This window comes from Pseudomonas sp. NFACC05-1 (assembly GCF_900100135.1).
In the GTDB taxonomy this organism is placed as follows: Bacteria; Pseudomonadota; Gammaproteobacteria; order Pseudomonadales; family Pseudomonadaceae; genus Aquipseudomonas; species Aquipseudomonas fluorescens_Q.
In genome coordinates, this window is sequence record NZ_FMTR01000001.1 from 691836 (window position 1) to 705790 (window position 13955).

A 13955-nucleotide genomic window follows, 5' to 3' on the forward strand; every position below is an offset into this window, starting at 1 on the left:
GAGGGGCTTGCAACGTCAATGGCCACTCCAAGAGAAAGGCCGTTGTACGCTTCAGCAACGTTTGCAGGTCTTGATGCCCAATAACGAATAGAGCGGACAGAAGCGAAAGATACCCGTGGCCAGTGGCACCAGGCCAATCCAGCCCCAGGCGCCGATCGAGCCCGTCAGGGCCAGAATTATAAGGACAAGCCCCACGGCAATACGTGCGCCCCGGTCAATGGTTCCAATGTTGGCTTTCATGACAATCTCCCGATCAATTGATCGCGCCGGGTTTCCAGCACGGTGAACAGCAACATGCCCGCCAACATGGCCAGCATGAACACAATGGCCTGCCAGTGTCCGGTCAGCAGGATGGCCACGGCGGGGCCAGGACAGATGCCGGCAATGCCCCAGCCGATGCCGAACACCAGGCTGCCACCGATCAGGCGTGGGTCCAGTTCTCGCTTGACCGGCAACTGCATGGGGCTGCCCAGCAGCGAATGAGTCTGTTGGCGTGCCCAAGCCAGGGGGACGATGGCGGTGCCAATCGCTCCGATCATCACCAACGCCAGGGACGGATCCCAGGTGCCGGCCAGGTCCAGGAAACCCAACACCTTTTTCGGGTTGGCCATGCCCGCCAGGAGCAGCCCGAAACCAAAGAGCAGGCCGGCGATGAATGCCGTCAGTTTGCGCATGTTCAAACCCCCATCACGTGACGCAGGACAAATACCGTGGCGAAACCGCTGAGCATGAAACACGCCGTGGCGACCATCGAACGCGGTGAAAGGCGCGACAGGCCACACACGCCATGGCCACTGGTGCAGCCCGAACCGTAACGAGTGCCGACACCCACCAACAGGCCCGCGACAGTGAGGCCGAACCAGCCGTTCTGGAACTCGATCGGCGGCAAGGTGGCAAACACGCCCCATACCAGCGGCGCGACGAGCAGGCCCAGGAGAAACAGGGCCTTTTCGCCCCCCCCTTCGCTGCCTCGCTGCAGCAGGCTGCCGATCAGCCCGCTGATGCCGGCGATCCGGCCGTTGGCGACCACGAACAGGCCGGCCGCCAGGCCAATCAGCATGCCGCCGGCCAGGGATGACCACGGCGTGAAGTTGAGCCAGTCGAGATTCATCAGCGTTCTCCGATGCACAATCGTTGATATTTCACTAGGCGATTCAACCCAGTGCTTTTACCAGCAGCGCGACCGCTACCAGCGTGGACACCAGGGCGAAGCCTCTTTGCAGATGGGGTTCCGGCAACCTCGCGGCGACCAGGCGCCCGCCGAGCATGCCGACGATGGCCCCCATGGAAAAGGGTAGCGCTATTGGCCATTGCAGGTGGCCCATCGCCGAACTCGCCAGCACCCCCGACATGGAGACCAAAGCGATGACGGTCAGTGACGTGGCGAGCACCGACTGCGTGGTCAAATTGGTGTACCGCTGGAGCGCCGGAACCATGACGAAACCACCGCCCACGCCGAGCAGTCCGGAAAGCACCCCGGCGACCATGCCCGACGCTGTGAGCGCCCATGCGCAAGGGCCGGTCCAGTTCAGCTTGCCGCGGTTTTCGTCCAGGACACAGGGGGGCGGTTTGCGCGCGGCGGATGCCTTTGCCCCGGCGCGAGCGGGCAGTGATTTTTGCAAGGCCCGAAACGCCACGTACATCAGCAACAAGGCAAACAGGATCGTCAACGGACGGTTGGGCGTGCGCTGCGCCAGCCAAAGGCCCAGCGGCGAGCAGATGACCCCCGCACTGGCCGTCAACAGCGCCGCCTTGTAGCGCACGATGCCATTGCGCAGGCCCATCACGGCGCCCAGGGTGGCAGCCAGGCCCACCGCCAGCAAACCAATGGGCCCGGCTTCGGCCATGCTCAAGCCCACGCCAAAAACCAGGAACGGGACGGCGAGTATGCCGCCGCCGGCTCCGGTCAGCGCCAGGATCACGCCCACCGCAAAGCCCAGTACCAGGACTGCAATCATCTCGGTCTCCTGGAGCAGAGGTTCGATTTCATAGGTCCGCCAGTTCAGGTTTCGCCAGCCACTCACGGCCCTTGAGCATGGCTTTCCAATACAGCGGCGGAAGAATTCGCTCTTTAAGTAGCCAGGCGAGTCTCGAAGGCCGAGTGCCGTCGATCAGCCAGGACGGGAAGCTGGGGGCAAGCTTGCCGCCGTAGGTGAATTCAGCGAGCACGACCTTGCCTCGTTCCACGGTCAGCGGGCAAGAACCGTAGCCGTCGTAATGGGCGCTGCCCTTGGCCTTGCCCATGGCCGCCAGCACATTATGGGCGACCACGGGCGCCTGCTTGCGCGCCGCCGCTGCGGTTTTTGCGTTGCTGGTATTGGTGGCATCGCCCAGTGCGTAAATATTCGCCCAGGTTGTATGCCGCAAGCTGTCGGGATCGACATCGATCCAGCCCGCCCCATCAGCCAGAGGGCTTACGCGGATAAAATCCGGCGCGACCTGAGGGGGCACCACATGCAGCAGATCGAAGTCGTGCGTCACCCGGTGAGTACTGCCATCGGCCTTGACGCAGCTGAAGGTCGCCGTTTGTGCCGGTCCATCGACAGAGGTCAGCGTACTGCCGAAATTCAGGTCGATCTCATAGGCGCGGACGTACTCCATCAAGGCCGGCACGTAGTCGGGAACACCGAACAGGACAGCCCCGGCGCTGCAGAAGTCGATCTCGATATCGCCCAGTACGCCTTGGCGTTTCCAGTGGTCGGCGCACAGGTACATCGCTTTTTGAGGGGCCCCGGCGCATTTGATCGGCATGGGGGGCTGCGTGAAAATGGCCCGGCCGCTGCGCAGTTGCTGCACCTGTTCCCAGGTGTAGGGGGCCAGGTGGTACAGATAGTTCGAGGTGACGCCGTTGCGCCCCAGTGTCTGCGGTAAGCCTTCAATGGCATGCCAGTCCAGTTTCAGGCCCGGGCATACGATCAACTGCTCGTAGCGGACCACGCGGCACCCATCGAGAATAATGGCGTCGTTCTCAGGTTCGAAGGCCGCGACAGCCGCTTTGATCCAATGCACGCCCCGGGGAATGGTCGCACCCATCGTATGGGCGGTTTGTTGTGCCTCGAACACGCCACCGCCGACGAGGGTCCAGCCGGGCTGGTAATAATGCACATCCGCCGGATCGATGACGGCAATGTCCAGGCCTGGCTCGCGGGCCAACAGGCTCGAGGCTGTGGCGATGCCCGCCGCGCCGCCGCCGACAATCACCACGGCATGTCGGGCCTCGGCCACGCCAACAGGCGTGCGTCCCTCATTGGCAATTCTGCGAATGACGCCTTTCATGTCGAAGCCGGCTTTCCTGGCGGCTTCGACAATCTGTGGCAAGGGCTGCTGGCCGGCCTGGGACAGCGCCCACATCGTCGTCGAACGCATGCCGGAGCGGCAGTACGCCAACACTGGCTTGGGCAAGGACTCGAACAATTTGCCGAAGGCAACGCCTTGCTCATCGGTCACCTTGCCGGACTCTGCGGCAAGGTAGTGCGCCTCGATGCCCATCGCTTGTGCCGCGCGCTGGATGTCGGCAAACAAAGGTTGATCGCTGCCTTCACCATCAGGGCGGTTGCAGATGATGGCGCGAAAGCCGCTGGTTTTGATCTCACTCATTTGCTCGGGTTGAATCTGCCCCGAGATCGAGAGGCCGGACGCAAGGTGGCGGATGTCCATGACTGTCTCCGTGATGACGGTTTTTCTTATAAGGGGGGCCGGTCTTCAGAGCCGATTGAGTGGGATTTTCAGGTAGCACGTGCCGTTCGATTCCGGCTCCGGGAAATGCCCGGCCCGCATGTTGACCTGGACCGATGGCAGGATGAGCGTCGGCATGTCCAGCGAGGCATCGCGCTGGGTGCGCATTGCCACGAATGCTTCTTCGCTGACGCCGTTTCGGACATGGACATTGTCGGCGCGTTGCTCGGCGACGGTGCTGGAAAACTGCACCTCGCGGCCACCGGGTTGGTAATCGTGACAGGTGTAGAGCAGGGTGTTGGCCGGCAGGCTCAAGACCTTGTTGATGGACCGGAACAACGTATGCGCGTTGCCACCGGGGAAGTCACACCGTGCGGTGCCGTAGTCGGGCATGAACAAGGTGTCGCCAACGAATGCAGCCGTTTCCTGGCCGTCGCTGATGACATACGTCATGCAGGCGGGGGTGTGGCCCGGCGTGTGAAGCGCATGGCATTGCAGCGTTCCAATAGTGAACGACTCGTCATTGACGAACAGGTGGTCGAACTGGCTGCCATCGCGGGGCATCTCCCCACCGGTGTTGAACAGCGTGCCAAAGACTTCTTGTACAGTCGCAATCTGGCTGCCGATCCCTATCGTGCCGCCGAGCTTTTCCTTCAGGTACGGGGCGGCGGTGAGGTGGTCGGCATGGACGTGGGTTTCAAGAATCCATTGGACCTTCGCCTCCAGCTCGATCACCCTGGCCATCAGCTTGTCGGCCGAAGTGGTTGTGGTACGGCCGGATTTGGGATCGAAATCCAGGACGCTGTCGATCAAGGCGCACTGGCGCGTCGTTTTGTCCAGCACCAGATAGCTGACAGTGTGGGTCTCCGGATCGAAAAATCCTTCGACGTACGGTTTTACGGTCATGAACGGTCTCCTTTGGGCTCTCATCGAACCGCTTGAAGAACAGACAGAGCAATAATGCTGCCAGGTGGATGCTGGGTCGTTTTAAAAGGCTAACCTAATGATTTTATTGATTTAACTTCATGAGTCCGCGAGGGTGCGGGCCGATGCCCAGACAATTTAACTGCCATTGGCAGTGTTTGTTGGCATAGTGGCAGTGCCACCTGTGCTGGATGAATTCACTGGAGCCGCGATGACACACCGCCTGCCGCCCACCCAAGACCCGCTTCCACGTGCAGACCAGGTGCAGTCCCTGGTCTCGTTTCTGGAGCATGAGCCCCAGCCGATGATCGTCCTCGATCCTGATTACAACATCCTGGCGGCGAACACGGCTTACCTGCGTCAGTTCGGCAGCGCCGACAAGCCGTTCATTGGCCATAAGTGTTATCGGGTTTCCCACCACTACGATGTGCCTTGTGACCAGGCCGGCGAGAACTGCCCGATGAAAAAGGCCAGGGAGATGCGCAGTCCGGATCGGGTCTTGCACATTCATCACACACCGCGCGGGCCGGAACACGTCGATGTGGAACTGCGCCCGATCCTCAATGAGCACGGCGTCATCACTGCTTATGTGGAGCGCCTTACCCAGGTGCGGAGCGCCTCGGCACGGCCCAGTAATGAGGGGCTGGTGGGCAGTTCACCGGCCTTTAATCAGGCGCTGTTGGAACTGCAGCGGGTAGCGCCCTCGATGTTACCGGTGCTGTTGCTGGGAGAGTCCGGCACAGGCAAGGAGCTGTTTGCCCGCGCCGTCCATGAAACCAGTGAGCGGGCCGCGGGGCCTTTTGTCGTGGTGGATTGCTCCGGCTTGACCGAAACGTTGTTCGAGAGCGAGCTGTTCGGCCACGAAAAGGGGGCATTTACCGGAGCGACCACGCGCAAGGTGGGCCTGGTGGAGACGGCCCAGGGCGGTACGCTGTTTCTCGATGAGATAGGCGACGTTCCCCTGGCCATGCAGGTGAAACTGTTGCGACTGATCGAGTCTGGAACCTATCGCCGTGTTGGCAGTGTAGAAACCCAGCACGCCGATTTCAGGCTGGTGGCCGCGACCCATAAGCCCTTGGAAAAGATGGTGGAGAAGGGCGAGTTCAGGCAGGACTTGTACTACCGCATCAGCGTTTTCCCTATCCATTTACCGCCCTTGCGGCATCGCCTTGAAGACATCGGCTTGCTGGTGGATTCATTCCTGCAACGTTCCGGGATCGGTAAGCGTCGGCTGACCATCGATCCCGAGGCGCTGATGCAATTGCAGCGGTTTGCCTGGCCGGGCAATATCCGCGAGCTGCGCAATGTCCTGGAAAGAGCCGCACTGTTTGCCGACGACGGCGTCATTCACGCCTTGCATCTGCCCGCGCCCCCCTTGGCGTTGTCCGCCCCAGCCTTGACGCCTGCCCGCAATAGCAGGGACCTGGAACAGTTGGTGGCCACTTTCAAAGGCACCCGCAGCGAACTGGCCAGGCACCTGGGCGTGAGTGAGCGCACGTTATACAGGCGGTTGAAAGAACAAGGCCTGGCCTGAACGTCATCGAGCCTGGACTGCCAATGACTGCCAGCCCCTGGCAGTTTGGCAGGTTTTATTCTCGCCAAACCAGGCAGTGAGCTTCGGCTCTCTCAATAACTAATTGTTTTATAAAGATAAAAAATATATCCAGGCGTTGGCATGCGCCGTGCTAAAGCATGTCCCATGACTATTTCCGATAAACGATTGCGTCGCCATCTGCTCACAGCCGTGCTGATCAAACTGGTCGTGCTGACGGTGCTGTGGTGGCTGTTCATTAAGGATTCGCGCGTCAGCGTCGACTCGAACACCATCAGTGACAGGTTCGGCGTACCCACCTCGGCTCAAGGGGCAAGCAAGTGATCTCAGAACAACTGGTGGATCTGTCACGGCTGCAATTCGCAGCCACAGCGCTGTACCACTTTCTATTTGTACCGCTCACCGTGGGGATGGTGTGGCTGCTGGTCATCATGGAAAGCGTCTACGTGATGACAGGCAATGTCATCTGGAAAGACATGACTCGCTTCTGGGGCAAATTGTTCGGCATCAACTTCGCCTTGGGCGTGACCACCGGCATCACCTTGGAGTTTCAGTTCGGCACTAACTGGGCCTACTACTCGCACTACGTCGGGGACATCTTCGGGGCCCCGCTGGCCATCGAGGGTCTGATGGCGTTCTTCCTTGAGTCGACCATGATCGGCTTATTTTTCTTCGGTTGGGATCGCCTGAAGAAAGAACATCATTTGCTGGTCACGTTGTTGATGGCCATCGGTACCAACCTGTCGGCGCTATGGATTCTGATCGCCAATGGTTGGATGCAGAACCCGGTGGGCTCGCAATTCAGTTACATCACCATGCGCATGGAGATGGTGGATTTCTGGGCCGTGGTCTTCAACCCGGTGGCGCAGGCCAAGTTTGTCCACACGGTGTCTGCCGGTTATGTCACCGGCTCGATGTTTGTGTTGTCGATTTCCAGTTGGTACTTGCTCAAGGGGCGTGATGTCGAGTTCGCCAAGCGCAGCTTCCGGGTGGCGGCCGCCTTCGGCCTGGCCTCTGTGCTGAGCGTCATCGTACTGGGGGATGAGTCGGGTTATACGGTGGGCGAGGCGCAGCAAACCAAGCTGGCGGCCATGGAGGCCATGTGGGAAACCAAACCCGCACCGGCGGGCCTGACGCTGGTGGCCAGCATTAATGAAGCCGAGTCCAGGAATAACTGGGAGTTCGATGTGCCGTGGGTGATGGGCTTGATCGGCACGCGCTCGGTCAGCAAGCAGATCCCAGGGATTCATGACATCAAAGCGAAAAACCGCGCGCGCATTCTGCGGGGCATTACCGCCGTCAATGCGCTTGAAGCGCTGCGCGCCGATCGCACCGATAAGGCCGCGTTCGATACCTTCGAAGCGTACAAGGCCGATCTGGGCTTTGGCCTGCTGCTTAAAAAGTACGTCGAGGATGTCAACCAGGCCACGCCGGCCATCATCGACAAGGCTGTGAACGATACCGTACCGCGGGTGACCCCGATGTTCTGGGGGTTCCGGATCATGGTCGGCCTGGGCTTTGCCATGCTCGTGCTTTTCGGGCTGGCATTCTGGAGCACCTTGAAATCCAGCGGCGCACATCATCGCGGGCTGCTGCGCTGGGCGCTCTGGATGCTGCCTGCGCCATGGCTTGCCTGCGAATTGGGCTGGTTCGTCGCCGAGTACGGCCGCCAACCCTGGACCATCTACGGTGTGTTGCCGACCCACATGAGCGTTTCCACCCTCAGCGTCGATAACCTGTATGGCTCTTTGGCTGGGTTCGTCGTTTTCTACACGGTGCTGCTGGCGGTGGAAATGTTCCTGATGGTCAAGTTCGCCCGCCAGGGCCCCGGCAGCCTCGGTACAGGTCGTTATGTCCACGACGCCAAGTTGAAGGAGCTTCACCATGCTTGATTACTTCACGCTCAAGATCATCTGGTGGGCGCTGGTCGGCGTCCTGCTCATAGGTTTCGCCATCATGGACGGCCACGACATGGGCGTCGGCTCACTGCTGCCGTTTGTCGGTCGCAATGACATGGAACGTCGCATCGTGATCAACACCGTGGGCCCGCACTGGGATGGCAATCAGGTCTGGTTCATTACGGCCGGCGGCGCTTTGTTCGCCGCATGGCCGGTGGTCTATGCCACGGCGTTCAGCGGGTTCTATTGGGCGATGATCCTGGTGCTCTGGGCGTTGTTCTTCCGCCCGGTGGGTTTCGACTACCGCAGCAAGATCCATAACCCGGTGTGGCGCAGTACCTGGGATTGGGGGCTTTTCGTGGGTGGGGCCGTGCCGCCGCTGGTGTTCGGCATCGCGTTTGGCAACTTGTTGCAGGGCGTACCGTTTCACTTCAATCAATACCTGGTGTCAACCTATACCGGCAGCTTCTGGCAATTGCTCAACCCTTTCGCGCTGCTGACCGGCCTGGTCAGCAGCGCCATGATTACGCTGCAGGGGGGCACCTACCTGGCCCATCGCACGGAGGGCAGCATCCAGTCCCGGGCGATAAAAGGCGCGGTAGGCGCTGCGATCGTACTGGTGTGTTCGTTCATCGCAGCGGGTATCTGGTTGCAATGGATCGAGGGCTATCGCATCACGTCGCTCGTCGATACCGCCGGGTTGCCTGACATTCTCGGCAAGTCGGTCGTAAGGGAGGCGGGGGCCTGGATGGCCAACTATGGTCGCTATCCTTGGCTGTGGCTGCTGCCCGCGCTTGGACTGGCCGGCGCAGCCGGTGCGGCGCTGTTGCTGATGAGGCGCCGTACCCTTTGCGCGTTCGTTGCGTCATCGCTTGCGGTGGTCGGTGTCATCGGTACGGCAGGGGTATCGATGTTCCCCTTTGTCATGCCGTCGTCATCGATGCCAGCGGCCAGTTTGACCGTGTGGGACAGTGTTTCCAGTCACCTGAGCCTGGCCATCATGTTCTGGGCCACGTTGTTCTTCATGCCGTTGATCGTGATCTATACCGGTTGGGCGTATCGCGTCATGCGCGGCAAGGTCACGGCCACCCAGATCAACGCCAACGAGCATTCGGCGTACTAGTGTCGACAGAGGAGTGAAGCAATATGTGGTATTTCGCCTGGATGCTGGGAGTCGGTTTCGCACTGCTGCTGGCGATACTCAATGCGATGTGGGGCGAGAACGAGACCGGTCGAGCCATGAGCGACCGTGACGAGGGGCAGCCATGACGCCGAATGTCGCTGACGTCCAACCCTCGTCACGGCTGCATCGGCTGAGCCTGGCGGTCGCGGTGACGATCATGTTGGCCTGTACGATCTACCCGCCACTGATGACGGCGACGGATGGGAAAGCCGACCATGCGCTGGCAACGGCATTGTTCATCGCCATGAGCGTGGCCTTTGTAAGAGGGGTGGGGTTCATTCCGCGCAGGCTTGTCTGGCGAAGGATGTTCTCAGGCTGGACCTGCCTGGGGGCACTTGCGCTTGCCGGTGGGTTGAAGTTGTTGCACTGAAGCCTGATGAGAAGCCCGGCGATGGCCGGACGGTGATCAAGAAAACTCACCTGCCGACGCGGCAGGTGAGTAGGGCAGTCCTGAAGGCCGGCCTAGCGAGCTGGCGGGCTCATTTGCTGTTGTTGCATCATCTGCTCCATCATCATCTGTTGCATGCCCATGTACCTGTCCATCATGTACTGGTGCTGCTTCATCTGCTCAGGCGTCATCTGGGAATAGTGGCTGCCCATTTGTTTCCAGCCCATCATCGGGCCGTTCCCCTTCATGTGGCCGCCCATCATGCCTGCCCCGCAACACCCCATCATCCCATTCATCATCTGCATGCTTTGCCGCATCGTGGCCTGGTGATCTTGCATGAGCTTCTGGCGTTGCGCCGGATCGCTGGTGTTCTGGATCTGGGCCATCTGTTCCTGCATTTTTTTCAGGTTTTCCTGGGCCGTCGCCATCTGCTGGTCGAATTGCTCAACGCTCATTGACGGCGGGGGCGCCTTGGCGGCGTCGGTGGCTTGCTGGGCAAAGCTCAGCGTGGGGAAAAGCACCGCGGTCAGGGCGAGGGCGGCGAGTCTGGATGCGTTCATGATTCAGTTCCTTGCAGGCTGGTGGAGCGGGGAGTGGGATCGTCACGGTTGACGATCGGACTCGGTTAAACGCAGTCGAAGCTGTTTTTCAATTTCGATGATGGCGAACAGCGCAATGCCCACCGCGATGATCAGCAGTCCATCCATGAAGGGCACCGCTTGGGTCGCGAACACGGTTTGCAGCGGCGGCGCGTAGGTGATGGCGAATTGAGCGACGGTCACTACCGCGACGGTCGCCCACACAACCTTCGTACCCCGAAGGCCCTTCCAGGTCAGTGACGTGCCGTAGAGATTGCGGATAAAGAACAGGTGGAAAATTTCCATCACGACCAAGGTGTTCACTGCCAGGGTGCGGGCCAGTTCGACGGAGTAGCCTCGGTCCAGGGCATAGGTAAAGATGCCGTAGACACCGCACAGGAACAGAATGGAAACGAGCACCATATGCCAGACCAATGCGCCGCTGATCAACGGCTCCTGTCGTGAGCGCGGTGGCCTGCGCATGGTGTTGTCTTCGGTTGGTTCGAACGCCAGTGCGATACCCAGCGTGATGGCGGTAATCAGGTTGATCCACAGGATCTGTATCGCCGTGACTGGCAATGTAAGGCCAAACAGCAGCGCGACAATCAGGGTCATTGTCTCGCCCGCGTTGGTGGGTAACGTCCAGCTCAGCACTTTCTTGATGTTGTCGTAGACCGTCCGGCCTTCACGCACAGCGGCCACGATGGAGGCGAAGTTATCGTCCGCCAGTACCAGGTCCGCGGCTTCCTTGGCTGCTTCACTGCCTTTGCAACCCATGGCGATGCCGGCATCTGCGCGTTTGAGCGCTGGCGCGTCGTTGACGCCATCGCCGGTCATGGCTACGGTCATGCCGTTGAGTTGCAGCAACGTCACCAGCCGCAGCTTATGTTCGGGGCTGGTACGCGCGAAGATGTTCACTTGCTTGAGTGATTCCCTGAGGGTGGCATCGTTCATGGCGTCCAGGTCGCTGCCGGTCAGTACCTTGTCGGGGTTGTCCAGGCCGATCTGATCACCGATGGCGCAGGCGGTGCCGGCGTGGTCTCCTGTGATCATCTTCACGACAATGCCGGCCGCCTGGCATTGCTTGATCGCCTGGATCGTTTCCGGGCGGGGCGGGTCGATCATCCCGACCAGGCCAAGCAAGGTCAGTGTCCCTTGCACATCGGCAAACTCCAGGATGGCGTGTTCGGGCGGGACGGACCGGACGGCGAGCGCCAACACGCGTTGGCCCTTGCGGGCGATGGCATTGGCCTGCGCGTGCCAATAGTCGGCATCGAGCGGGTCCGTTGCCCCCGTGTTGCTGCGCTGGTGCGTGCACATGGTCAGAATCTGCTCCGGCGCACCTTTGACATAAATGGCGGCTTGCCGGTCATGGTTGTGATGCAGCGTTGCCATGAAACGGTGTTTGGCGTCGAACGGAATGGCATCGGTGCGGGCCCAAGTGCCGCGTTCCTCTTCACCGTTGATGCCGGCCTTGGCGCAAAACACCAGCAATGCACCCTCCATGGGGTCCCCTTCGACTTTCCAGGTGTCTTCGTGCTGCCTCAAGCGTGCGTCATTGCAAAGGCTCGTCGCGCGCCCCAGTTCGGCCAGCACCGGGTGGTGGGAGGTGTCGATCAATTGATCGGCAAGGTTCATGTTGCCCGAAGGCTGGTAGCCGACACCGTCGACGGTGAAGGTCAGGTCACGGGTGACGACGGATGCCACCATCATCTCGTTACGGGTGAGGGTGCCGGTCTTGTCCGTGCAGATGACCGATACCGAGCCCAGGGTTTCGATGGCCGGCAGGCGCCGAACGATGGCGTTGCGCTGGGCCATCGCCCGCACGCCCACCGCCAGGGTGATGGTGAGTACGGCGGGCAATCCCTCGGGTATGGCTGCGACCGACATGCCCACCACGACCATGAATATCTCGGTGAAGACGTAATGCCCGACAAAGTGGCCATAAGCGAGTAGCAGACCGGCGATCAGCAAAATCAATAGCGTCAGCCAGCGGGCGAAGGCATCCATTTGCTTTATCAGGGGCGTCGTCAGCGGCTCCACTGCTGACAGCAGGTTGCTGATGCGCCCGATTTCAGTCGATGTCGCGGTGGCGACAACGACCCCTGTCGCTTGTCCGCAGGTCACCAGGGTGCCACTGAAGGCCATGCAGGCACGATCACCCAGGGCCGCTTCGATGCGCACCGGTTCGGTATTTTTTTCGGCCGGTGCGGATTCTCCGGTCAGGATGGCTTCCTGGACCTGGAGCCGGTTGGCATGCAGCAGGCGCAGATCCGCCGGGACCTTGTCGCCGGCCTCCAGCAAGACGATATCGCCGGGCACCAGTTCCTCGCCTGCGATGCCCAGGCGTTCGCCGGCACGTATCACCGTTGCCCGGGGCGCGAGCATGTTGCGGATGGCGTCCATGGCCTGTTCGGCCTTGCCTTCCTGGACATAGCCAATGATCGCATTGGCCACCACGACAGCGAGAATGACCACCGTGTCCCACAGGTGTTGCAGCGCAGCGGTGATTGCAGCGCAACCCAGCAGCACATAAATCAGGATGTTATGAAATTGCAGCAGAAATCGCCGCCACGCTGGCCGTCGGGCTGACGCCGACAACCGGTTGAAACCCGTACGCTCAAGCCGGGCCTGGACTTCGGCGATGTCCAGCCCGGCTTGCTCATCGACATCAAGGTGTTTGAGCACCTGTTCGGCGGGCAACGTGTACCAGGCCAGGCCCTGCGAGGGCGTTGTCGGGTGCGCCGCTGGTATGTTGCTCGGTCGGTTCATCAGCCGCGTTCCTGTGGATACGGAGCGGTTGTTCTACAGGCCATCGGCACAGGACTGCCCTCAGCCCATCTGCTGCGGCGCTATCACCCACAGGCTGCAGGGCATCTTGTACAGCAGGCCTTCGACGGTGCTGCCGATCAGCTTGTCCAGGCTGCCGTAGCGCACGCGCCCCATGACGATGACATCAATGTCATGGGACGCGGCGTAGCTCGCCAGCACCTTGGCCGGGTCACCCATGATCATGCGTCGCTGGTCCGCGGCGATGCCATTGCGTTCGGCCAGTGCATCGAAGGCGGCGCCCTGGGACTCGTAGAGCTGGCGGGCCAGGGTCGAGGAGAAGAACATCGAACCGTTGCCAAAACCGTATTCAGCGGCGGTAATGGACGAAAGGTCATAGGCGTAGATGACTTCCAGCGTCGCGTCGCAGCGGGTGGCCAGCTTGTTGGCTTCGCTCAGGATCCGATCATTGAGGCCTTCGTAGCGTCCGTCCTGATGGAACGGGTCGATGGCGGCCAGGATCTTGCGCGGGCGGGCGTGGGCGACCTTGTTGACGAAGTGCAGCGGGACCTCGCATTCGCGCAGCAGATGCACGTCCAGCGGCGTGAACATCAGTCGGGAAAACCACGACTCAGGGTCCACCGACTTGATCAGCGCCGCCATCGGCGCTTCCTTGAGGTGGACCAGGATTTCCTGCAAGGGGCGCTCGACCCACGTCACTTCTGTCGTGACTTCGATGCCGAGGTTGCGCAGGGGCCTGGCCTGTTCCTCCAGCCACTGCCGATGGCGCTCGATGTAGCCCAAGCGCATCTGCTCCAGCGCCTGCTCGTTGACCAGGCCCGCCGTGGCCAGGCCTTCGAGGTAGTCAAACGCGACAATATGCAGCGCCGCGCCTTCGGCCCTGGCCAGTGCGGCGGCCCGGTCGAACGCCGGGCTGTGTTCCATCAGTGGCGAGACGACCAGCATCAATCGTGATTGCGTAGACATG

15 protein-coding genes are annotated in these 13955 nt (G+C 60.9%); 6 read left to right on the plus strand and 9 right to left on the minus strand.

From position 1 onward, the window contains the following. Window positions 1–51: 51 nt before the first annotated feature. The 6 genes from BLO97_RS02955 to BLO97_RS02980 are packed head-to-tail and all read right to left on the minus strand — an operon-like array spanning window position 52 to window position 4581. Window positions 52–240: a YgaP family membrane protein gene (locus BLO97_RS02955; RefSeq protein WP_092141787.1), complete on the minus strand. Its 189-nt coding sequence runs from the start codon at window positions 238–240 to the stop codon at window positions 52–54. Continuing rightward, complete coding sequence (locus BLO97_RS02960) at window positions 237–674, minus strand: DUF6691 family protein (protein ID WP_092141781.1); 438 nt, start codon at window positions 672–674, stop codon at window positions 237–239. The genes BLO97_RS02955 and BLO97_RS02960 overlap by 4 nt, the downstream gene beginning before the upstream one ends. Window positions 675–676: 2 nt before the next feature. Further along, window positions 677–1111 carry a YeeE/YedE family protein gene (locus tag BLO97_RS02965; protein WP_092344843.1) on the minus strand — a complete coding sequence of 145 codons (435 nt, stop codon included), beginning with the start codon at window positions 1109–1111 and terminating at the stop codon, window positions 677–679. Between the two features lie 43 nt (window positions 1112–1154). Then, complete coding sequence (locus BLO97_RS02970; protein ID WP_092141775.1) at window positions 1155–1958, minus strand: sulfite exporter TauE/SafE family protein; 804 nt, start codon at window positions 1956–1958, stop codon at window positions 1155–1157. A gap of 28 nt (window positions 1959–1986) precedes the next feature. After that, window positions 1987–3657, minus strand: coding sequence for a bifunctional protein tyrosine phosphatase family protein/NAD(P)/FAD-dependent oxidoreductase (locus BLO97_RS02975; RefSeq protein ID WP_092344845.1), 1671 nt, complete (start codon window positions 3655–3657; stop codon window positions 1987–1989). Window positions 3658–3702: 45 nt separating this feature from the next. Next, complete coding sequence (locus tag BLO97_RS02980) at window positions 3703–4581, minus strand: MBL fold metallo-hydrolase (RefSeq protein WP_092221928.1); 879 nt, start codon at window positions 4579–4581, stop codon at window positions 3703–3705. A gap of 229 nt (window positions 4582–4810) precedes the next feature. Here BLO97_RS02980 and BLO97_RS02985 point away from each other — a divergent pair, with 229 nt between their 5' ends. The 6 genes from BLO97_RS02985 to BLO97_RS03005 all read left to right on the plus strand — a co-directional run bounded on the left by BLO97_RS02985 (window position 4811) and on the right by BLO97_RS03005 (window position 9602). Beyond that, the gene (locus tag BLO97_RS02985; RefSeq protein ID WP_092344847.1) at window positions 4811–6133 is read left to right on the plus strand and encodes a sigma-54 interaction domain-containing protein; all 1323 of its coding nucleotides are present in this window, start codon (window positions 4811–4813) and stop codon (window positions 6131–6133) included. A gap of 165 nt (window positions 6134–6298) precedes the next feature. Beyond that, window positions 6299–6475 carry a cytochrome oxidase putative small subunit CydP gene (gene cydP, locus BLO97_RS31545; protein ID WP_014338536.1) on the plus strand — a complete coding sequence of 59 codons (177 nt, stop codon included), beginning with the start codon at window positions 6299–6301 and terminating at the stop codon, window positions 6473–6475. Then, a complete protein-coding gene (locus BLO97_RS02990; RefSeq protein WP_092141763.1) occupies window positions 6472–8043 on the plus strand; it encodes a cytochrome ubiquinol oxidase subunit I in 1572 nt (523 codons plus the stop codon). The genes cydP and BLO97_RS02990 overlap by 4 nt, the downstream gene beginning before the upstream one ends. Then, window positions 8036–9172 (plus strand): cytochrome d ubiquinol oxidase subunit II, encoded by a 1137-nt coding sequence (gene cydB / locus BLO97_RS02995; protein WP_092221932.1) that lies wholly within the window; start codon window positions 8036–8038, stop codon window positions 9170–9172. The genes BLO97_RS02990 and cydB overlap by 8 nt, the downstream gene beginning before the upstream one ends. A gap of 23 nt (window positions 9173–9195) precedes the next feature. Continuing rightward, window positions 9196–9318, plus strand: a complete 123-nt coding sequence (cydX, locus tag BLO97_RS03000) for a cytochrome bd-I oxidase subunit CydX (RefSeq protein WP_092165183.1) — start codon at window positions 9196–9198, stop codon at window positions 9316–9318. Then, on the plus strand, window positions 9315–9602 hold the full coding sequence (locus BLO97_RS03005) for a cyd operon YbgE family protein (RefSeq protein WP_092344849.1): 288 nt from the start codon (window positions 9315–9317) through the stop codon (window positions 9600–9602). The genes cydX and BLO97_RS03005 overlap by 4 nt, the downstream gene beginning before the upstream one ends. A gap of 92 nt (window positions 9603–9694) precedes the next feature. On the opposite strand, the gene BLO97_RS03010 is transcribed toward BLO97_RS03005, so the two are convergent. Genes BLO97_RS03010 through BLO97_RS03020 form a run of 3 tightly spaced genes read right to left on the minus strand, consistent with a single transcriptional unit; the run spans window position 9695 to window position 13954 of the window. Then, window positions 9695–10180 (minus strand): hypothetical protein, encoded by a 486-nt coding sequence (locus tag BLO97_RS03010; RefSeq protein ID WP_063321570.1) that lies wholly within the window; start codon window positions 10178–10180, stop codon window positions 9695–9697. A gap of 42 nt (window positions 10181–10222) precedes the next feature. Continuing rightward, window positions 10223–12970, minus strand: a complete 2748-nt coding sequence (locus tag BLO97_RS03015) for a cation-transporting P-type ATPase (protein ID WP_092344851.1) — start codon at window positions 12968–12970, stop codon at window positions 10223–10225. A gap of 60 nt (window positions 12971–13030) precedes the next feature. Beyond that, window positions 13031–13954 (minus strand): universal stress protein, encoded by a 924-nt coding sequence (locus BLO97_RS03020; RefSeq protein ID WP_092141745.1) that lies wholly within the window; start codon window positions 13952–13954, stop codon window positions 13031–13033. Window position 13955: the final 1 nt, after the last annotated feature.